This is a genomic window from Paenibacillus sp. J2TS4 (genome assembly GCF_018403245.1).
GTDB lineage: Bacteria > Bacillota > Bacilli > Paenibacillales > NBRC-103111 > Paenibacillus_L.
On record NZ_BOSH01000014.1, the window covers coordinates 154,358 to 174,095 of the forward strand.

Consider the following 19,738-nt stretch of genomic DNA (forward strand, 5'->3'; position numbering starts at 1 on the left):
GTCATATGACTTGTCACAAAAAAGAGAGCGAAATAGGCTCTCAGCTTATCTGAAACCGGACGGTGAAGAGAGCCTATCCCACAGCGGATTAACGCCCCCGGAGCCCGTCTTCCACAATGGGGGAAGATTCTTTGCTTGGGTTCTCTGCTTTGGCGTCGTTAGGAGTCGCGATTAATACAGGCTGCGCGGCATAGGTATCTTTGGAAATAAGTTGGGATTCTTTTTTCTGCCCATTTTCGAATTGAATCCGGTAGGTTTCGACAATGTACCCTGGTTTTCCCTTCTGAATTAACTGTTCTTTAGTCAGGGAAGGATTGTACACATATTTGATGGAGGGCTCCACTTCCTTCACGACAACCGACTCAATATCATAAGTAATATGACTCGGAGCCCGACCGAACACTTTGACGGTGAGCCGATTTTCTTCCATCTGGGTCTTGATCAGCAAGTAATGACCGGTATTGTTGCGGAATTTGAAGTTGATATAGCCATCCGCGTAGGTGGCGTCCTGACCTAATTCGACATAACTGACAGGCAAGGTATGGTTCCTTCTTTCCACAATTTCGAGTCCGCCTCGCAGAACAGCGTTATACAATGTGCTGGATACTTGGCAAATTCCACCGCCTATTCCGGTCACGAGCTGTCCGTTGACAATCACCGGAGCCTCCTTGAACCCGAATTGAGTTTCCGCTTGCCGTACCGTCTGGCCATAGTCAAATTGTTCCTCTGGCCCAAGCAGCGTGTTGTCCACTATTTGAGCGGCCGATTGTATGTTGTGTACACGCCCTGCCTCATTTGTTAAATAGAGGGTAGTGAATTCACTCAGCTTGCGGTCGATTCCCTGAGCCTCAAGATCGGCAGCGCTAATTTGAGGATTTTCTGCCAATAAGGGCAGCTTTAGCGATATTTGATCGGAGCTGTCGACCCATCCGTTCCATTCGTTGTCGAACCATTCCAGAATGGTTCTTTTCAACACTTGCTCATCAACGCGAAAAGCGGCTTTTTCTGGAATAATTTCAACCTGATCGTCCTTGGTAATCACTCTCCGGGCATCTTGAGGGGATTGTTCATACATCGGGGACCATACAGATTTCAACATTTTTTGCATTGCAATGTCATTAAAAGATAAGGTAAGCTTTAAAGATGAGCCAGAGAGCGTCCAGCGGTTTTTGGCCTGCTCCAAGCGATTTCCGGATCGAAGCAGCTGCAGGGAATCAAAAAAAGCCTGCATGTCGATTTGTATACCGAGCTGCTCCATTGTCAATGAAGCGGGAACGGCCTCGGGGCGGTCGGAAGTGAAGGAAATAGTGATCCGGGAGAAATCCGAAGCAGTTTGCTTAAGCTTGGCAGCAACTTGAAAATAGGGCTTTCCGGCAATTTTCCAGCCGTGCAGGCTCATTCCTCTCGGAAAGCTTTTTTGCGCAGTATAGCCGATGAGAGAGAAAAAGATTAAAGCCAGCGCGGTCAAAGCCGAAATAATAAATAATAGAGCTCTCCTTGACCATGGCATGAGATGAACCTCCCTTCATTCACTTTGCAGAAACGGGCCTGGATTGGGACAAGACTTTTACATGAACTATATTTTCTCGTAACATTTCGGACTTAAAGGAGAAGAAGAGTTTAGAGCAGCCTCTCTAAAGGATTGTATGAGGGATGTCCTTGATATATTTCAACAACTCTCCTGGCAGCATCGTTCGTCACCGATCGGGAAACAAGGCGATGATGTGAAAAAAAACGAAGAAATGTTACCTTTTTGTTACCTTTCTAAAGGAATTTAAAGAGTTATGTCGAAGTTTTAGAGGGTTACTACAAACAGGATGTGATAGCATGATAGAAATGCAAGACGTCTGGAAGACCTATCCGGACGGTACGCACGCGATAAAAGGCATCAACCTGAAAGTAAATGCGAACGAGTTTGTTTATATTGTCGGTCCGTCAGGGGCGGGTAAATCGACTTTTATGAAGATGATATATAGGGAAGAAAGACCTACCAAAGGCCAGATTTTTGTTAACGGATTTAATCTGGAGAAGCTGAAGGCGAGGAAGATTCCTTATGTTCGCCGCAATATCGGAGTGGTTTTTCAAGATTTTAGACTGCTGCCCAAATTAACCGTTTATGAAAATATTGCCTTTGCTATGGAAGCGATAGAAGCACCTAAGAAGTTGATCAAGAAAAGAACGATGGAAGTGCTGGAGCTCGTTAAGCTGAAGGATAAAACGACTTCCTTTCCGACTCAGCTGTCCGGCGGAGAGCAGCAGAGGATTGCGATTGCCCGCGCAATTGTCAATAATCCGGCAGTCATTATTGCGGACGAGCCTACGGGAAATCTGGATCCCGAAACGTCTTGGGGAATTATGAATTTGCTGGAGGAAATTAATTACCGGGGAACGACCATCATCATGGCTACGCACAACAAAGAGATAGTTAACACCATCCGCAAAAGAGTGATCGCTATCGAACAAGGCCAAATTGCCCGTGACCAGGCGAGAGGGGAGTACGGGTATGACGATTAATACATTTGGCCGGCATTTCAGAGAGGGCGGCAAGAATATTATCCGCAACGGCTGGATGACCTTTGCCTCCGTCAGTTCGATTTCGATTTCTTTGTTTATATTGGGATTATTCCTAATTTTGTCTCTTAATGTAAATTATTTGACGGAGCAGATTGAGAAGCAAGTCGAGATTCGGGTGTTTCTGGAACTGGAGATTACCCCGGAAGAGATTTCAGCGATTGAAGCCAGCATTGCTGGCATGCCGGAGGTGGCCAAGAATACGTTCATCTCGAAAGAGGAAGGGCTGGAGATTTTGCGGGAGAAGATGGGAGATTCCGCTGAAGCTTATTTGGATGGGCTGGACGGTGAAAACAATCCGTTGAACGATTCCTTCACCGTAGAAGTAAAGCAGCCGAGCGAAGTAGGATTGGTAGCGGAGAAGATTGGAGCTTTGAACGCCGGTAAAGATCCTGCACCGATTGTCGATGTGAATTATGGCAAAGGCACGGTTGATACCTTGTTTAAAGTGACTTCCATTATCCGCAACGTCGGTCTTGTTCTGGTCGCCTGTCTGGCCTTGACGGCGATGTTCCTGATTTCGAACACGATCAAGCTGACCATTATGGCAAGAAACCGGGAAATTAAAATTATGAAGCTGGTAGGAGCAACCAACAGCTTTATCAACTGGCCATTTTTTATAGAAGGGGCGCTTCTTGGGTTGATCGGTTCCGCTATTCCTATTGGAATTCTGGCTTACGGATATTTTGAGCTGCTCAAAGGGACCCAGGCGGATATTAGCGTATTTATGGTTCAATTTAAGCCTCTCGTTGATGTTATCTATCCCGTCGGCATTCTTTTGCTTTCGATAGGATTAGTCATTGGAATCTGGGGTAGCTTGATATCGGTCCGCAAGTATTTAAAAGTGTAGGAGGAATACTGTTGAAAAAGTTATCGCTGTCTCTCGCAACCGTAGTCATAGCCATATGCCTGGTCATTCCACCGTATACCGGTTATGCCGGCCCAATAGACGATATCAACCGTAAGCTGGAGCAGCTTCAGAAGCAGGAGCAGGAAGCAGCCAAAAAGCGAAAAGAAGCCGAAGAGCTCAAGGCTTCCTTGTCGGAGCAAAAAAGGGTAGAGATTATAACGCTGAAGGAATTGCAGGAAGAGATAGAGCAGCAGGTGGCCAAGCTGAACGATCTGAACGAGCAGGTTAACGCCGTGACGGTGGCTCTTCAAGAGACGACTCAGCAATTAATGGATGCAGAGGATCGAGTGGAGGAAAGAGACCAGCAGTTAAAGTCCAGAGTTCGGGCTATGTACAAGAACGGAACGGTCTCGTATCTTGACGTCATTCTGAGCGCAACCAGCTTCTCGGACTTTATTGAACGGTTCAATACATTGAAATTAATATCCGGCAACGATAAGCGACTGCTGGAGGCGAACAAAAAGGACCGTGACCTCATCGCGGAGAAGAAGGCAGAGGTCGAAGTTCAGCTTCAGGAAGCAGAAAGACTATATGCGGAAGCGGAGGATGTGCGGCAGCAGCTGTTAGTTAGAGAGAAGCAAAAAGAAGTCGCTATCGCCAGCTTGTCAGCACAAGAACACGAAGCGGAAAGCATCAGCGAGGAACAAGAGCAGAGCTTGGTAGCTCTCGCTAAGGAAAAGTCCGAGCTGTATAGTGAAAGAAATAAATTGATCCAGCAGCAAAAAGCTAAGGAGGCAAAGCTGAAGACGACCAATGTGAGCCGCGCAGGTGGGCAACTGGCTTGGCCTGTTCCGGACAGCGGACTCATCACTTCCGAGTTCGGTTATCGGATAGATCCGATTGCCAAGACGAGGAAGCTTCATGCGGGCATGGATATCGCGGCCCCTAACGGAACTACAATCGTAGCGGCGGATGATGGGGTTGTGCTGATCGCTTCCTGGGTAAGAGGATATGGTAATACGGTTGTAGTCGATCACGGCGGTGGCATGTGGACCTGGTATGGACATATTCGTCAGAACGGTATTAAAGTAAGTGAGGGAGACTCCGTTACGAGAGGACAAAAAATTGCGGAAGTGGGATCGACTGGAGACTCGACCGGAAATCATCTTCATTTCGAAGTAAGAATCAACGAAAAGCCGGTCAACCCGAGACCTTATGTTGAATAAAATTATTAAAGTGCCGTAATAGCACTCGTTCGTCCTCTTTTTCAAAATTTTTTAATAGATTGGAATAATAAACCGTACATGCTTGTCATATACTAGCAGGTAAGTCAGGGTAGCAAAGGTGGTGCAAGGTGAATGGTCTTTAAAGGCCGTACGGTTTTGGCTTTTATCGTGATGGCTATGTTCGCCAGCAGTATTTTAACTTTAACGATTGTAAGTCCTTCTCTAGTAACCGGCGACTCCATCAAAGAAGAAGTGACGAGCAAAGATTTGGACAAAGTGAAGACGGCCTATGAACTCATACGTACGCGTTATTTAGAAGATGTAGATCATGATAAAATTATTGACGGGGCTATACACGGAATGTTGTCTTCTTTGGAAGATCCGTTCTCTACGTATATGACGACAGAGGAAGCCAAGCAGTTTCAAGAGAATATCAGTTCCTCTTTTCAAGGGATTGGGGCAGAGGTTTCGTTGAACAATGGAAGGGTGACGATTGTTTCGCCGATTAAAGGGTCTCCTGCGGAAAAATCCGGTCTGCAGGCCAAGGATATTATTCTAAGTGTGAATGGGGAATCGCTGGATGGGCTGACCTTGAACGAAGCCGTAGCTAAGATCCGCGGCCCTAAAGGAACCGAAGCGAAACTGAGCATCCTGCGTCTCGGGGCTTCTGAACCGGTAGAGATCGCTATCGTGCGGGACGACATTCCGCTGGAAACCGTCTATGCTGAAATGCTGGCGAATTCGATTGGCAAAATTGAAATTACTCAGTTTTCGTATGAAACGAATAAAAGATTCAAGGAAGAGCTGACCAAGCTGGAAGATCAGGGAATGAAAGCTTTGATTATTGATGTGCGGAATGATCCCGGCGGACTGCTGGACCGGGTCATCGATATCGTACAGCCCTTCATTGAAAAGGGAAAGCCGATCATTCAGATGGAAGATCGCGAGGGGAATCGGCAGCCGACATTGTCCAAGAATCCTAATTCCGCTAAACCGTATCCTGTTGCCGTGCTTATTAACCAGGGCAGCGCCAGCGCTTCGGAAATATTGGCCGGAGCATTGAAAGAATCCGCCGGAAGTCATCTTGTTGGACAGACGACTTACGGTAAAGGGACGGTTCAGATGACTTTTGAAAAAGAAATGGGAGACGGCAGCAATATTAAAATGACCACTTTAAAATGGCTGACTCCCGAAGGAAATTGGATTAATGAGGTAGGCATTGAGCCGGATTTGAAAGTGGACCAGCCGGAGTTTTTTACGGTCAGGCCATTTAGTAAACAGAGCACACTAACCGTCGATATGACGAATGAAGATGTCAAAACGCTGCAAACCATGCTCCAGGGCCTCGGTTATTCTCCTGATCGAATAGACGGCTATTTCAGCTTGCAGACCGCTGAAGCAGTCAAAGCTTTTCAAAGGGACAACCAGCTTGCAGCGAACGGTGAAGTCGACGAGCAATTGATGGGACTGCTGGAAAGTAAAGTGATAGAAGCTATACGCGATCCGATCCATGATGCACAGTTAAAAGCAGCTGTTCAATACTTGCAAGATAAGCTGGCACAGTCATAGAAGGATGGAAGGAAATTTCAGGAATCGGCAGGAAATTGAATAGGGACGTAGAATTTTGAAGAAGGCCGGTATGAATCAACCGTACCGCCTTCTTATCTTTTTTTAAGGAGCTGTCGAATGAATCCTTTTATAGAGTGGGGAGAACAGGGGCTTCGAGCTTTGGTTCAACTATTGCTGAACCCTTTTTATTACATAGGAATAGCCTTCATTGTTCTACAGTATAGAAGGCAGATCTCACTGGAGCGCAAATTGTTTAATTCACGTCTTCACTCCTTCTTGGGTGAAGCTTGGCGGACGTTGCTGTGGGGTTGGCTCGGGGGACTGATGGCTTCGGTGCTCATGATTCTGTTCGGCGTTACCTTACCCTTTAATGCGATGCTGCTGATTTGGGCGATTGCGTTCCTCCTGATGCTTGCTCGCGTTCGATACTTTTGCATCGCCTACTCGGTAGGGGTCCTAGGTATCCTTCATTTCATTGCGCTAGTCGCTCCTGTGGCAGAGGAGTGGCCGGTAGCAGGCTGGGTATTCCACACCGCTTTGTCTGTGAATATGCCTTCTTTATTGGCACTGGCGGGAGTGCTTCATCTGGTGGAAGGACTGCTGATGCGCTGGCAGGGAAGCCGCTTGGCTATGCCTCTCTTCCTGGAGAGCAAACGGGGCAAATTGGTGGGGGCCTATCATCTTCAGGGTTTCTGGCCTGTTCCGTTGTTTTTGCTGGTTCCGTCGCAATCGGGAATGCAACTGCCTTGGAATCCGTGGTTTATAGAAAGTGGATCGGCCGCTGGGTGGGGAATCATTGCTTTCCCCGCGTTGATCGGTTTTACTTCTTCAACCCTATCCCGTCTGCCGGCTTGGAAAGCTAGATTCGATTCGACGATATTGATGGGTTACTCAATCATCATTCTTGCCGGGGCAATAGGCAGCTACTATTGGTCTCCGTTTATTCTGCCAGCCTCGTTATTAGTCATCTTATTGCATGAAGGAATGATCGCCTATTCCAATCGTAAAGAAGAATCTGCGAATCCGATGTATGTCCATGATTCCAGAGGATTAAAGATCTTGGCCGTGCTGCCTCAAAGTCCGGCTGCCGAGCTAGGCATTCAGGCGGGCGAAATTATCCATAAGGTTAATCAGATTAAGGTAGCTACGAAGGAAGAGTTTCATCAAGCGATGCAAGCGAACTCGGCCTTCTGTAAGCTGGAAATCATTAATCTGGAGGGGCACTCCAAGTTTGTCAGCAGGGCCGTGTTTGCCGGAGAGCATCACCAGTTGGGGCTGATTCTCTGTCCCGATGATAAAGCGATGTACTATGTTGAACAGAGGCCGGTATCCATCTTTGCCTATTTTCGTAAAAAGAAGAATGGACTGCGCTCTCACAGATCGTCAGCCTCTTCTTAATCTGCTGCACCCTTTGCTAATTCGGAATAGGATATGGGCTGATTTTTAGCGCGGGCTTTGAGTGAATCGAAACGGATATAGAGATAATATACTAATTACTCCACATCACAACAAAAACCTGACGGGAAGCCGTCAGGTTTTTAATATATTTTACAGTGGGGATTATCTAAGGACTATAATTTCTACTCGACGGTTTTTTTGCCGGTTCTCGTTGGATGTATTCGGAACAATAGGTTTCGTGTCGGCAAAGGCGGTAGAGATGAACATGGATTCGGGCAGCTCCGCTTCATTGGTAAAGTATCTCAACACGGACAACGATCTTTCGGAACTCAGTCTCCAGTTGTCTTTATAGTAAGCGCCGGTGGCCAGCGGAAGATCGTCGGTATGCCCTTCGATACTGATCTTTGTGTTCAGTGTCGGGAACAGGCTCGCCAGCTTCTCCAGAATAGGATAGGCCGGATCCTTCAGATCGGCTTTACCCAAATCAAACAGAAGCAAATCATTCAATGTAATTGCAACCCCTCTTGGGGTGTCGCCGACGGATACCGTTCCCTGCAATTGGTTTTCATCTATATATTCATTAACGACCTTGACCAAGTCTCGCAGTCCTTGTTCTTTCTGTCTCTCCATTTCCTCAAGAAACTTGTTAAATTCTTTCGAATTCCCATCCATCCCTTTGCCTACATCCATACCGCCTATTACGCCAGCTCCCTGGGGCAGGACAGAATCACCCTTGCTGCTGAATTGCAGTTGCAGCGTTTGGGCCAATTCGTTATATTTAGCTGTATCCACCTTGCTCATGGCATACATAATAACAAAAAATATAAGCAGGAGCGTAATCAGGTCCGCGTAAGTAATTAGCCAACGCTCATGGTTCTCAGGAACTTCCGGTTTCTTACCTCTCCTCGCCAAATTCTCCACCTACTTCCGCTTTTGAGTTATTCTTTTGATGAAGGAAGGAGGTCAGCTTTTTACGGATTAACTGAGGGTTTTCACCTGCCTGTAAGGCCAGGATGCCTTCCAGCATCAGCTCCATAGTGGAGATTTGTTCCTTGCTGCGGGCTTTGATTTTACTTCCCATAGGTAGGTAGATAACGTTAGCGGTGGCAACTCCATACAGAGTGGCCGCGAACGCGACGGCAATCGCCGGGCCCAGTGAATCCGGGTCACTGAGACTGCCGAGAACGTGAATTAACCCCATGACTGTACCGACAATCCCCATCGTCGGGGCATATCCCCCTGCAGTTTCAAAAATTTTGGCATATCCTTCGTGACGGGCCTCAATCGCATCCATCTCGAGCTCCAAAATTTGCCGGGTAAGCTCAGGATCGGTTCCGTCGATCACCATCATTAGCCCATCTTTAAGAAACGGGTCCCTGTACTCAACAGCCCTCTGCTCCAGCGCGAGCACACCTTCCCGGCGGGCGATAGTAGCCATTTCTACGATGTCGTCGATAATGACCTCGGGTTCCTGCTTCTGTTCTTTGAAAGCCATAACCAGTGCTTTAGGAAATTCCTTGAGCTGTTTCCACGGAAAACTGACTACAGTTGCGCCTATAGTACCGCCGACGACGATGAGCAGTGCGCTGGGAACGAATAGAGCACTTAAGTGCCCTCCATCCCAAATATAGCCCATGATGAGTGCCAGCAAGCCCGCAATTAATCCAATAATTGTTGTTAAATCCACGTTAGATACCACTCCTAGTTCAGCTTATAGTAGTTGGGAGGATAAGGAACCAATCTTGATTTGCAACCCAGATGCAAACAAGGTATAATAGTAGGAACAAACATTCCTATATTTCAACAGAAAATGATAAACGGCTGTGCCGTTTGCTATCCTTTTTATCGACCGTATGGGAATAAAAGTTTAGAGGAAATCGCATTCCGAATTTAACGGAGGATTCTAATGAGCGATCTCGTATTAAATAATAAGAAGTTTGAGCTGGTTTCGGAATTTGAGCCTCAGGGCGATCAGCCCCAGGCTATTGAGAAAATCGTTAACAGCATTCAAAGCGGACAGAGGCACCAGACGCTGCTTGGAGCGACGGGAACCGGGAAAACTTTTACGGCGGCACAGGTGATTGCCCGGTTAAATCGGCCTACCCTTGTCATTGCCCATAATAAAACACTAGCCGCGCAATTATGCAGCGAGTTCAAGGAATTCTTTCCCAATAACGCTGTTGAATATTTTGTAAGCTACTACGATTACTACCAACCGGAGGCCTATATTCCGTCCTCCGACACGTTTATTGAGAAGGATTCGAGTATTAACGATGAGATAGACAAGCTTCGCCACTCAGCTACGAGTTCGCTGTTCGAGCGTCGCGACGTCATCATTGTAGCGAGCGTATCTTGTATCTATGGACTCGGTTCTCCGAAGGAGTACCGGGATCTTTTGCTTTCTTTAAGAGTCGGTATGGAGTTGCCGAGGAACCAGATGCTTCATCGACTGGTCGATATTCAGTATCAGCGGAACGACATCAACTTTGTTCGGGGTACGTTCAGAGTCCGCGGGGACGTCGTCGAAATTTTTCCCGCTTCTCGAAGCGAGCATGCCGTTCGGGTGGAGTTGTTCGGCGATGAGATTGAGCGGATAACCGAGATTGATGTGTTGACTGGAGAGATATTGGGAGAGCGGGATCATATCGCGATATTCCCTGCTTCCCACTTCGTCACGCATGAGGATACGATGAAGCGGGCCATAGTCAATATCGAGAGAGAATTGGAAGAGCGGCTGGCCGAATTCCGGGAGCAGGGCAAGCTGCTGGAGGCCCAGAGGCTGGAGCAGCGGACCCGCTACGATATCGAGATGATGCTCGAAATGGGCTTCTGCTCGGGGATTGAGAACTATTCCGGTCCGCTTACCTTCCGTGAACGGGGAGCCACTCCGTACACGCTGTTTGATTATTTTCCCGATGATATGCTCGTAGTGGTGGATGAGTCACACGTTTCGCTGCCGCAAATTCGGGGGATGTACAACGGAGACAGAGCGAGGAAGGAAGTTCTGGTGGAGCACGGCTTCCGTCTTCCGTCTGCATTGGACAATCGGCCGCTCCGCTTCGAGGAGTTCGAGGGCAAAGTGAAGCAGGCCTTGTACGTATCGGCGACTCCAGGTCCGTATGAGCTGGAGCATTGCCCCGACATGATCGAACAGATCATTCGGCCGACCGGTCTGCTCGATCCGGTCATCGAGGTCAGGCCAACGCAGGGTCAGATTGATGATTTGATCGAGGATATCCAGGACAGAGTCAAGAAGGACGAACGGGTGCTGGTCACTACCTTGACGAAGAAAATGGCCGAGGATCTGACCGATTATTTGAAGGAAATAGGCATTCGTGTCCGGTATCTTCACTCCGATATCAAAACGTTGGAGAGGATGCAGATATTAAGAGACTTGCGGATCGGTACATTTCACGTACTGGTCGGAATCAATCTGCTCAGGGAAGGGCTGGACTTGCCGGAGGTTTCATTGGTAGCCATTCTCGATGCGGATAAAGAAGGATTTTTGCGGGCGGAACGTTCCCTGATTCAGACGATCGGGCGTGCAGCGAGGAATTCTGAGGGCAAGGTTATTATGTACGCTGATAAATACACGGATTCGATGAATAAAGCGATTCAGGAAACCGAGCGTCGTCGATCTATTCAAATCGCACATAACGAAAAGTATGGAATAACCCCTCAGACCATCCAGAAGAAAGTACGTGAAGTCATTGAAGCAACCAAAGTGGCTGAACAGAAGGCCGACTATTTGACCGACATCCAGATGAACAAAATGTCGAAAAAGGATCGGGCCGCTCTTATCGAGCGTATGGAAGCGGAGATGAAAGATGCGGCCAAGAGTCTGCAGTTCGAGAGAGCGGCAGAGCTGCGGGACGCTATTATGGAGCTAAAAGCCCAATCATGAGAGGAGGGAGGGGTAACGTGGCCAGTGATCAGATCGTCATTAAAGGGGCACGCGCCCATAATTTAAAAAATATCGATGTAACGATTCCGAGGGATCAATTTGTCGTCCTGACCGGTTTAAGCGGCTCGGGCAAATCCTCTCTTGCATTTGATACGATTTATGCGGAAGGCCAGAGAAGATATGTAGAGTCCTTGTCTGCCTATGCCAGGCAGTTCCTTGGACAGATGGATAAACCGGATGTCGATTCAATTGACGGTCTTTCTCCGGCGATATCCATTGATCAGAAGACGACCAGCCGGAATCCTCGTTCCACGGTAGGGACGGTAACGGAGATATACGATTACCTGCGTCTGCTGTTCGCCCGAATCGGGCGGCCTCACTGTCCAGTACACGGGGTAGAGATAACGGCGCAAACCGTGGAACAAATGGTCGACCGGATTATGGAATATCCGGAACGGACCCGGCTGCAAATATTGGCTCCGCTTGTTTCCGGCCGGAAAGGAGAGCACGTGAAGCTGCTCTCGGATATTCAGAAGCAGGGTTTCGTTCGTGTGCGGGTGAACGGAGAGATTATCGATCTATCCGAGAAAATCGAGCTGGAGAAAAATAAGAAACACTCCATCGAAGTGGTCGTCGACCGAATCGTCGTTAAGGAAGGGGTCGAAACTCGTCTCGCCGATTCTCTGGAGATCGCGCTAAAGCTGGCGGAAGGCAGAGTGCTGGTAGATGTAATGGAGCAGGAGGAGCTGCTGTTCAGCCAGAATCTGGCCTGTCCGGAATGCGGCTTTAGTATGGAAGAGCTGGCCCCTCGCATGTTCTCCTTTAACAGTCCTTTCGGGGCCTGTCCGGAATGTGACGGCTTGGGCAGCAAAATGATCGTCGATCCCGAATTGCTCGTTCCAGACTCCAGCAAATCAATAGACGAGGGGGCTTTTGAAGCATGGGCTGGAAGCACCTCTAATTATTATCCTCAGTTTTTAGCTGCGGTTTGCGAGCACTACAAGATTCCAACTGACGTTCCGGTTTCGGAAATAACCGATGAGCAGATGAAGACTATTCTTTATGGAACCAAAGGGGAACGGATTCGGTTTCGCTATGAGAATGAATTCGGGAGCACCAAGGAGGCCATGGTTCCTTTTGAAGGGATTATCCACAATTTGGAAAGAAGATACCGGGATACGGCTTCCGATGGAATTCGGGAACATATTGAAGCTTATATGAGCGCCAAGCCATGCGGTAAGTGTAAAGGCGACCGGCTCAAGCCGGAAACCTTAGCGGTAACGATCAATGATAAGAATATCGCTTATGCGACCCAACTGTCGGTAGGAGAGGCGCAGCATTTCTTTGGCAATCTGAAGCTTAATGAGAAAGAAAAGACGATCTCCAATCTTATTTTGCGGGAAATCAATTCCCGACTGGGCTTTCTTGTCAATGTCGGACTCGATTATTTGACACTCAGCCGGTCGGCGGGTACGCTCTCCGGCGGAGAAGCGCAGCGTATCAGATTGGCTACCCAGATCGGCTCCAGCTTGATGGGGGTTCTGTATATATTAGACGAGCCGAGCATCGGTTTGCATCAGCGGGATAATGACCGTCTGATTCAGACACTGGAGCATATGCGCAACTTAGGGAATACTTTGATCGTTGTAGAGCATGATGAGGATACGATGCTCGCAGCGGATTATATAATCGACATTGGACCGGGTGCGGGCATACACGGGGGCCAGGTTGTAGCTCAGGGTACTCCCCAAGAAATAATGGAGAACCAAGCTTCGTTAACCGGCCAATATTTAAGCGGCCGCAAGTTTATCCCGGTGCCATTGGAACGCAGGAAGCCTAATGGCAAATGGTTGGAAGTCAAGGGGGCCAAGGAGAACAATCTGCGCAGCGTTAATCTGAAGCTGCCGCTGGGGACGTTTGTCTGTGTGACCGGCGTGTCCGGGTCAGGCAAGAGTACGCTGATCAACGAAATTCTGTATAAAACTTTGGCGAGAGACTTGAATGGAGCCAAGGTACGCCCTGGACATTATAAAGAAATTAAAGGACTGGAGCATGTCGAGAAGGTCATTGATATCGACCAATCTCCGATTGGACGGACCCCTCGTTCGAATCCGGCGACATATACGGGAGTATTTGATGATATTCGCGATGTGTTCGCCGCAACAACGGAAGCCAAAGTTCGCGGTTACAAGAAGGGGCGGTTCAGCTTTAACGTCAAGGGAGGACGCTGTGAGGCTTGCCGAGGAGATGGAATCATCAAGATAGAGATGCATTTCCTGCCCGATGTCTATGTTCCTTGCGAAGTATGCAAAGGCAAGAGATACAATCGCGAAACGCTCGAGATTAAATATAAAGGCAAAAACATTGCCGATATCTTGCAAATGACGATAGAAGATGCATGTGAGTTTTTCAAGAACATTCCCCGCATTCACCGGAAAATAAAAACATTGCAGGACGTAGGCCTAGGTTATATGGATCTGGGACAGCCTGCGACTACGCTATCCGGCGGAGAGGCGCAGCGAGTTAAGCTGGCAGCAGAATTGTACCGCCGGAATACGGGCAAGTCGATTTATATTTTGGATGAGCCGACTACGGGACTGCATATTCACGATATCGACCGGCTGCTTAACGTACTCCATCGTCTCGTTGAGAATGGAGAATCGGTTATCGTGATCGAGCATAATCTGGATGTCATCAAGACGGCGGATTATATCGTTGATCTGGGGCCAGAGGGGGGTCATCGTGGAGGGACAATTATCGCACAAGGAACTCCCGAACATATTGTGGCCTCGTCAAAGTCCTACACCGGAAAGTATTTAAAGCCTGTATTAGAGAGGGATAGGAAACGCTCGGAAGAAACTTCCTCTACCCTTCTGCAGAAAGAAGATGCGGTCGTCTAAAGAAGGAGAGTGGGCTGCCGGATAGGAGAGGCGGCCCGCTATACTTCTCCGCTATTAACTTTAATAGGATGAAATATTGGATTTATGTTATAGAATGTCGGGGTTCGTCTATAATAATGGTGACAATGTTGTTACAGATCAAATAAATGACTTGCAACATTGCCCTGCAGAAGATAACATAAGATAAGATAAGCTATGATAAGGAGGACTCTCGATGTTTTTGGCAGAAGGGGCGGAAGCGGCTGCACAATCCACCAGCACATTTAGCTTTTTCGATATTTTTGTATTAATTATAACGGTTATTATCGCGATCGGTTTCGTTAGACTGGTCACAGCACCGCGTAAAAATTTATTTGCTATCGGCTTCGGTTTCGTTAGCTTGGCCGTATTTTTGTTTATGGATTTCGTGATGATTAAAGGTTGGATGGGTTAATGCCCGCTGCCCAGCCAGTGGTCAGAACATGAAAAAGCCCTTTGATCGATGAAGATCGGATTAAAGGGCTTTTTGTTATCTAATTATGTTGAGGAAGCCGAGGAGGTGGCGATGCGGCATGGCCGGGAGGGACTTACACCCACCACATATCTGCCAGCGGCTCCTTGATCAGCACTTGCTGCAGGTTTTGCACTGCTTTTGTAAAGCCTTCGTCTATCGACATCAGACCGTCTTCATGCTCAATGCTGACGACGTAATCGTAGTTAACCAATCGAAGAGCGCTGATGATGTCCGCCCATACCTTCATATCATGGCCATAACCGACGGTACGGAACTGCCAGGCCCGATCCAGCATATGAGTATAGGATTGCATATCGGTCAAGCCATGCATGTTAACGTTGTTTGCATCCAATGACGTATCTTTAGCATGGAAGTGATGAATCGCTCCGGCCTTCCCAAGAATAAGAACGGCTTGTACCGGATCGATTCCTTGCCACCACATATGGCTGGGATCCAGATTGGCTCCAATTGCTTCTCCCGCCGCTTCCCGGAGGCGAAGCATCGTAGCCGGAGTATGTACGGAGAAACCGCCGTGCAGCTCCAAACCGATTTTGACATGATGATCTGAGGCAAATTTGCCTGTCTCCGTCCAATAAGGGATGATTTTATTTTCCCACTGCCACTTCAAAATTTCCTGATAATCATTCGGCCATGGAGCGACCGGCCAGTTCGGATACTTGGCATCCTCATGGTCTCCCGGGCAGCCGGAGAAGGTGTTGACTACAGGAACCTCCAGCTTCTCTGCCAATTGGATCGTCTTCGTAATCAAATCCTGGGCTTCCTTCGCAATCGCCTTCTGGGGATGGAGTGGATTAGAATGACAGCTTAGTGCACTGATAATTAACCCGCGAGACTCGACGGCCTGCTTGAATTGTTTAAGCTTGGCAGCATCATGGAGCAGAGTATCGGGATCACAGTGGCTATTACCAGGGTAGCCGCCAGTTCCGATCTCAACAGCGTCCAACCCTTTGGCTGCAATATAATCCAATGCCTCCTCCAATGGTTTTTGAGAAAACAGTACGGTAAATACCCCCAATTTCATACGGGCACCTCCTAAGAGTAGTATAAAAGAAAGGTTCGACCAAGCTTCTCGTGCTGACTGATTTGTCTGGTTTCATTATAAAAGAACCGAACGATGATGCTAAACCCCTTCTCGTGATATCACACGACCCTATATATGTGGCACTAAAGAAAGCTATCATTCCGTTCCGAAGGAAAGTGCCTCCGAAGCTTCAAACATCTTGTTTTGTATTCCTTATTTATTGAATAGGCCTTCGGATAGTAGGAATACAAAGCCAAAACTCGCCCTGGAAGCATCTTTCTTTCTCCACTTCATGAGCTTTGAAATCTTTAGTGCCGAGTATATAGATATCGGTCCATTAGAATTTCCTATAAAATCAAGATCATTATACCACTGCCTATCTTTAAAAAGAAGGAAAGGAAAGCAGGCCGCGGTAAATTTTCATTGCGATTTCGATATTTCCAGAATAAACGATAACGGAAAAGGCGACCAGCGTCTGGGTCCAGATAATCCGGAAATAGTAATAAGGCTTGGACACTTTTTTCTTATTGACGAGCGAAAAGCCGAACAGGTTCTCCAGGGCAATCAAGCACCCATGATATAGTCCGTAGAGCAAATAAGGCCAGGTGTATCCGTGCCACAAACCGATTAGCACCATGATTAATAGCGATAAAGAGGCCCCCGTCGTTTTGGAGATCGCTTTGCGCGAGAAGAACATGAAGATGTGCTCCCGGAACCAATCTCCTAGAGAAGCATGCCAATTCCGCCAAAATTGTGTCATCGACGGAGAAAGGAAAGGCTTTTTGAAGTTTTCCGGAATCTGATAGCCAAGCAGTCGTCCGAAGCCGATAGCAATGTCCGAATACCCGGAGAAATCAACGTAGATTAATAGATAGAACCAGAAAAGCAGGAAAATCGAGTGATAGACCATCAATTCCTGACCTGCAATATAATCAAAGGCGGTTCTCATGTAGAAAGAAAGGACGACCGCTTTGAACAAGCCGAGAATAATCCGTTTAACATTGGCTTCGATTTGAGCCGAATCGACCGAATAGGGCTTCTTGGAATCTGCAATAAAATCACGGAACCTCAAGATCGGGCCGGATGTAAATGTAGGAATAAATAAAATAAAATTCGCATAATCGAGTGCCGCCGCTTGTCCATCTTTACGAAAGAAATAGGCGAAATAGTAAGCGTCGATCACTTTTAACACATTATAAATAAGTCCGATGGCGACAACAAGATCGGCCGCAGGATGATTAAACCAACCGTATTCCAGAAAACGGGTCAGCGAGACTATGCCAATATTCACAAGGATAAATCCAATGAACCACGCCAGCCGAGCATAGGTAACCCGGCAAAGGAACCGATAGCCGGCATAGTTTATCGCTGTATAAGCGGCATAGAACAAAAAAAGCTTGTAGTTGAACACAAGCAAAAAGCCAAAATTAAATAGAAGGAGCAGGACTCGCTTGTTATCCTTCCAATGCCGGGTTAATAGAAGGACGGCGATCATGCCGGCCAACCCTATAATTGAGTATATATTAAAATAAAACATAACCTACGGCTCCTTCTAACTGAGCTAGAACCCTTCATAGATGAAGACGCCCTTCCCGGTAAAATGAATGATCACCAGGACAAGCATGGCTAAATAGATTAGGAGTTCGACCGTTTTTCGAAGGAAAGAAGCCATTTGTCCACCTCCTTAGTAAAAAGAGGAGCTCCCAGCTCACGATTAATATGGACCAAATCGTGGAAATACTGTGGTTCAAAGCGGTCCAGCAGGTCCAGCACAGGAATGTGGTGCTCGGACAAGATCCGATCCACTTCAGCCTTTAATTCCGGCATGTAGCCGGGCAGAGGATAGTTGGGATTGTACGGCATCCAGACGACCTTTAGCTCTAACTGATGGGCTTGGGTATAATCGATCACCCATTCCAGAGCATTCAGGTTTTTCTGAAAATCAGGCATTCTCATATAATTGTATCTTTGTTCATATTTCAACCAGTCTTCTTGCTTGCTTCCCGGACCTTCCGCAGGCTTTTCGCCGAAATAGAGCATCTTGTCATTCCAGGCCCAGTACTCGAACATTTCCTCCGGCTTGCTCTGGCGAAGCGAGGTGAGGATTTGCTTTAACATGCCTGTTCCGGTTTCTTTGAAATAATCCCGGTATTCATATAAATAGGGCTGATACCGCTTCGAATTCCATGGATAAGTAGGATCGGTCTCCATAAGATCCAGCATCGTATGCACGTCGATGCCCAGGACGAGCTCGTCCTTGAAGTCGTATAAAGACCGATCCAAAATTTGCTGCAAATCGGTTAGTTTTCCGTAGGATAGGCCCATTTCAACTAGTGGATACTCGGCTTGATCCTCAATATACGCTCCCGTAACCGCAGAATTGCCGAAAAAGACACGGCCGGACGTTTCCCAATTATGGTGTGACAAAGTTTTGGTAAAGTCATTTTTACGAAAGCGCATGGAATTCGTTAGCGGATCCCAGCGGGCAACTAGAAGATCCGTAAGCAGGAATGCAGCCAGCAGTCCAAGCACGAATCCGTTTTTTCTAATAAAGGAAAGGACTCTCACGTAAGTTCAACTCACTATATTGATTTTTCTTTCCAGGCTTCATATTGCTCGCGAAAACGCACCGGCCATCCCGCCTCATCCGGGCCAAATTGGGACAAGAAAGCAAAGACCCAGCGCTCTATTCCAAACCCGACACATCCCGTCACCGCATTTCGCTTGCCGATTTTAATATTGAAGGCATTGCCAAACGTATTGCTGTGAAAGTTAACCGAGCTGCAGGCGATCGACTTATTCAAATAAGGAATCGTCAGACGAAGCTCATATTTCATCTCCTGATTGCGTTGGAAGGAGGCTTTGACTTGAAAATCGTTCGTGAAAAATGGGTCGTTCGCTACCTCCAGATAGCTGTCCACTTCCCATTCCTTGGCTAACTCCTGAATGGCCTCGACCGATTTCAACCGGTTCTCTTTGACGAAATCGGGCTTGCCTACAAAGATGATCTCTCTCATGCTGAAGTCCAGCAGTCTTCCGAAATCGGTATGGTTCTTGGATTCAAACCGGTGGCATTTAGAAATGGCGGTGACCGCCAGTCCGTCCCCTTCGAGAACTTCATCCTTAAGTCCTTCATAGCAGTGATAGCAAGTAGAAGGATTCATGGCGAACTTGGGCTTTGGCATGTTGGCATCTAATCCCAACGGAGCCTCCTGCTTCCAACCGCCTGCCTCGCGGACCGATTGAGAGAAGCCTTCGATCACATCCAGATCCTCCCGCAAATGGGTCAGAAAATGAATGTGCTCCGGGAAGGAGGTAAAATGGTTCGTTTTGTTTAACGTTTCACAATGAATGACCGCTGGATAAGATTCTTCGGTAACTCCGAAGGGCTTGGCGATTTTGGTAACGAAAGCATAGTCCATAAACCTCATCAGGCTGGAAAAGGGCTCGCGGAAAATAAACAATCCCGGCTCCAAAATTTTGATCGTTTTGGACTGAACGAGCTCAGCGATAATATCCCCGCTGTAAGGAAGCGGTCCGCGATGCTCGAACAAGCGGTTCTCCTTAAAACCAAAATCACCCTTGGAGAAACGGTCGATTAACCGTTCCAGCCGCTCGCTAATCACTTTGTTGCCCAGTGGCGAGTGGTGCACCAGCAGCAGCTCCTGGCGATCTTTGTCGATACGAATCTCTTCAATATGCTCATCCACAAAAGCGGAGGCGTATTTTAATTGTCCATATTGGCCAGGATCCAATCGCTCCAACGATACGACGCATTCCATCTT

The 19,738-nt window shown here is 47.6% G+C and carries 15 protein-coding genes; 8 read left to right on the forward strand and 7 right to left on the reverse strand.

The genetic code is table 11. The features are described 5' to 3' along the window. Nucleotides 1-88: 88 nt before the first annotated feature. Nucleotides 89-1,510 (reverse strand): VanW family protein, encoded by a 1,422-nt coding sequence (locus tag KJS69_RS23930; protein WP_213586317.1) that lies wholly within the window; start codon nucleotides 1,508-1,510, stop codon nucleotides 89-91. A 317-nt stretch (nucleotides 1,511-1,827) separates the two neighbouring features. Between KJS69_RS23930 and ftsE the strand changes: the two genes are divergently transcribed. The 5 genes from ftsE (at nucleotide 1,828) to KJS69_RS23955 (ending at nucleotide 7,614) form a co-directional block, all read left to right on the forward strand. Continuing rightward, nucleotides 1,828-2,514, forward strand: a complete 687-nt coding sequence (gene ftsE, locus KJS69_RS23935) for a cell division ATP-binding protein FtsE (RefSeq protein ID WP_213586318.1) — start codon at nucleotides 1,828-1,830, stop codon at nucleotides 2,512-2,514. Beyond that, nucleotides 2,504-3,421, forward strand: coding sequence for a permease-like cell division protein FtsX (ftsX, locus tag KJS69_RS23940; RefSeq protein WP_213586319.1), 918 nt, complete (start codon nucleotides 2,504-2,506; stop codon nucleotides 3,419-3,421). Before ftsE ends, ftsX begins: the two co-directional genes overlap by 11 nt. An 11-nt stretch (nucleotides 3,422-3,432) precedes the next feature. Then, nucleotides 3,433-4,647 carry a murein hydrolase activator EnvC family protein gene (locus KJS69_RS23945; RefSeq protein WP_213586320.1) on the forward strand — a complete coding sequence of 405 codons (1,215 nt, stop codon included), beginning with the start codon at nucleotides 3,433-3,435 and terminating at the stop codon, nucleotides 4,645-4,647. A 132-nt stretch (nucleotides 4,648-4,779) separates the two neighbouring features. Then, nucleotides 4,780-6,216 (forward strand): S41 family peptidase, encoded by a 1,437-nt coding sequence (locus KJS69_RS23950; RefSeq protein ID WP_213586321.1) that lies wholly within the window; start codon nucleotides 4,780-4,782, stop codon nucleotides 6,214-6,216. 117 nt (nucleotides 6,217-6,333) lie between these two features. Then, complete coding sequence (locus KJS69_RS23955; protein ID WP_213586322.1) at nucleotides 6,334-7,614, forward strand: PDZ domain-containing protein; 1,281 nt, start codon at nucleotides 6,334-6,336, stop codon at nucleotides 7,612-7,614. A 162-nt stretch (nucleotides 7,615-7,776) separates the two neighbouring features. Here the strand turns inward: KJS69_RS23955 and KJS69_RS23960 are convergent, their stop codons facing one another. Next, nucleotides 7,777-8,526 carry a flagellar motor protein MotB gene (locus KJS69_RS23960; protein ID WP_213586323.1) on the reverse strand — a complete coding sequence of 250 codons (750 nt, stop codon included), beginning with the start codon at nucleotides 8,524-8,526 and terminating at the stop codon, nucleotides 7,777-7,779. Next, nucleotides 8,510-9,301, reverse strand: coding sequence for a flagellar motor protein (locus KJS69_RS23965; protein ID WP_213586324.1), 792 nt, complete (start codon nucleotides 9,299-9,301; stop codon nucleotides 8,510-8,512). The genes KJS69_RS23960 and KJS69_RS23965 overlap by 17 nt, the downstream gene beginning before the upstream one ends. Nucleotides 9,302-9,520: 219 nt before the next feature. Between KJS69_RS23965 and uvrB the strand changes: the two genes are divergently transcribed. From uvrB to KJS69_RS23980, 3 genes are all read left to right on the forward strand, one after another. Continuing rightward, entirely contained in the window at nucleotides 9,521-11,518 is a 1,998-nt protein-coding gene (gene uvrB / locus KJS69_RS23970) for an excinuclease ABC subunit UvrB (RefSeq protein ID WP_213586325.1), read from the forward strand. 17 nt (nucleotides 11,519-11,535) lie between these two features. Further along, entirely contained in the window at nucleotides 11,536-14,418 is a 2,883-nt protein-coding gene (uvrA, locus tag KJS69_RS23975; RefSeq protein WP_213586326.1) for an excinuclease ABC subunit UvrA, read from the forward strand. A 214-nt stretch (nucleotides 14,419-14,632) separates the two neighbouring features. Then, entirely contained in the window at nucleotides 14,633-14,851 is a 219-nt protein-coding gene (locus KJS69_RS23980) for a hypothetical protein (RefSeq protein WP_213586327.1), read from the forward strand. Between the two features lie 133 nt (nucleotides 14,852-14,984). Here KJS69_RS23980 and KJS69_RS23985 read toward each other — a convergent pair whose 3' ends face one another. The 4 genes from KJS69_RS23985 to KJS69_RS24000 all read right to left on the reverse strand — a co-directional run bounded on the left by KJS69_RS23985 (nucleotide 14,985) and on the right by KJS69_RS24000 (nucleotide 19,735). Next, nucleotides 14,985-15,953, reverse strand: a complete 969-nt coding sequence (locus tag KJS69_RS23985) for a sugar phosphate isomerase/epimerase family protein (protein ID WP_213586328.1) — start codon at nucleotides 15,951-15,953, stop codon at nucleotides 14,985-14,987. A gap of 382 nt (nucleotides 15,954-16,335) precedes the next feature. Continuing rightward, nucleotides 16,336-17,490 carry an MBOAT family O-acyltransferase gene (locus KJS69_RS23990; protein ID WP_213586329.1) on the reverse strand — a complete coding sequence of 385 codons (1,155 nt, stop codon included), beginning with the start codon at nucleotides 17,488-17,490 and terminating at the stop codon, nucleotides 16,336-16,338. A gap of 98 nt (nucleotides 17,491-17,588) precedes the next feature. After that, nucleotides 17,589-18,521 (reverse strand): SGNH/GDSL hydrolase family protein, encoded by a 933-nt coding sequence (locus KJS69_RS23995; RefSeq protein ID WP_213586330.1) that lies wholly within the window; start codon nucleotides 18,519-18,521, stop codon nucleotides 17,589-17,591. Nucleotides 18,522-18,535: 14 nt separating this feature from the next. Further along, the gene (locus tag KJS69_RS24000; RefSeq protein WP_213586331.1) at nucleotides 18,536-19,735 is read right to left on the reverse strand and encodes an aminoacyl--tRNA ligase-related protein; all 1,200 of its coding nucleotides are present in this window, start codon (nucleotides 19,733-19,735) and stop codon (nucleotides 18,536-18,538) included. Nucleotides 19,736-19,738 lie beyond the last annotated feature (3 nt).

Coding starts and splice junctions, on each gene's coding strand:
- KJS69_RS23930 (WP_213586317.1), bottom strand. CDS start 1,510: ATGCCATGGTCAAGGAGAGCTCTATTATTTATTATTTCGGCTTTGACC.
- ftsE (WP_213586318.1), top strand. CDS start 1,828: ATGATAGAAATGCAAGACGTCTGGAAGACCTATCCGGACGGTACGCAC.
- ftsX (WP_213586319.1), top strand. CDS start 2,504: ATGACGATTAATACATTTGGCCGGCATTTCAGAGAGGGCGGCAAGAAT.
- KJS69_RS23950 (WP_213586321.1), top strand. CDS start 4,780: ATGGTCTTTAAAGGCCGTACGGTTTTGGCTTTTATCGTGATGGCTATG.
- KJS69_RS23955 (WP_213586322.1), top strand. CDS start 6,334: ATGAATCCTTTTATAGAGTGGGGAGAACAGGGGCTTCGAGCTTTGGTT.
- uvrB (WP_213586325.1), top strand. CDS start 9,521: ATGAGCGATCTCGTATTAAATAATAAGAAGTTTGAGCTGGTTTCGGAA.
- KJS69_RS23980 (WP_213586327.1), top strand. CDS start 14,633: ATGTTTTTGGCAGAAGGGGCGGAAGCGGCTGCACAATCCACCAGCACA.
- KJS69_RS23985 (WP_213586328.1), bottom strand. CDS start 15,953: ATGAAATTGGGGGTATTTACCGTACTGTTTTCTCAAAAACCATTGGAG.
- KJS69_RS23990 (WP_213586329.1), bottom strand. CDS start 17,490: ATGTTTTATTTTAATATATACTCAATTATAGGGTTGGCCGGCATGATC.
- KJS69_RS24000 (WP_213586331.1), bottom strand. CDS start 19,735: ATGGAATGCGTCGTATCGTTGGAGCGATTGGATCCTGGCCAATATGGA.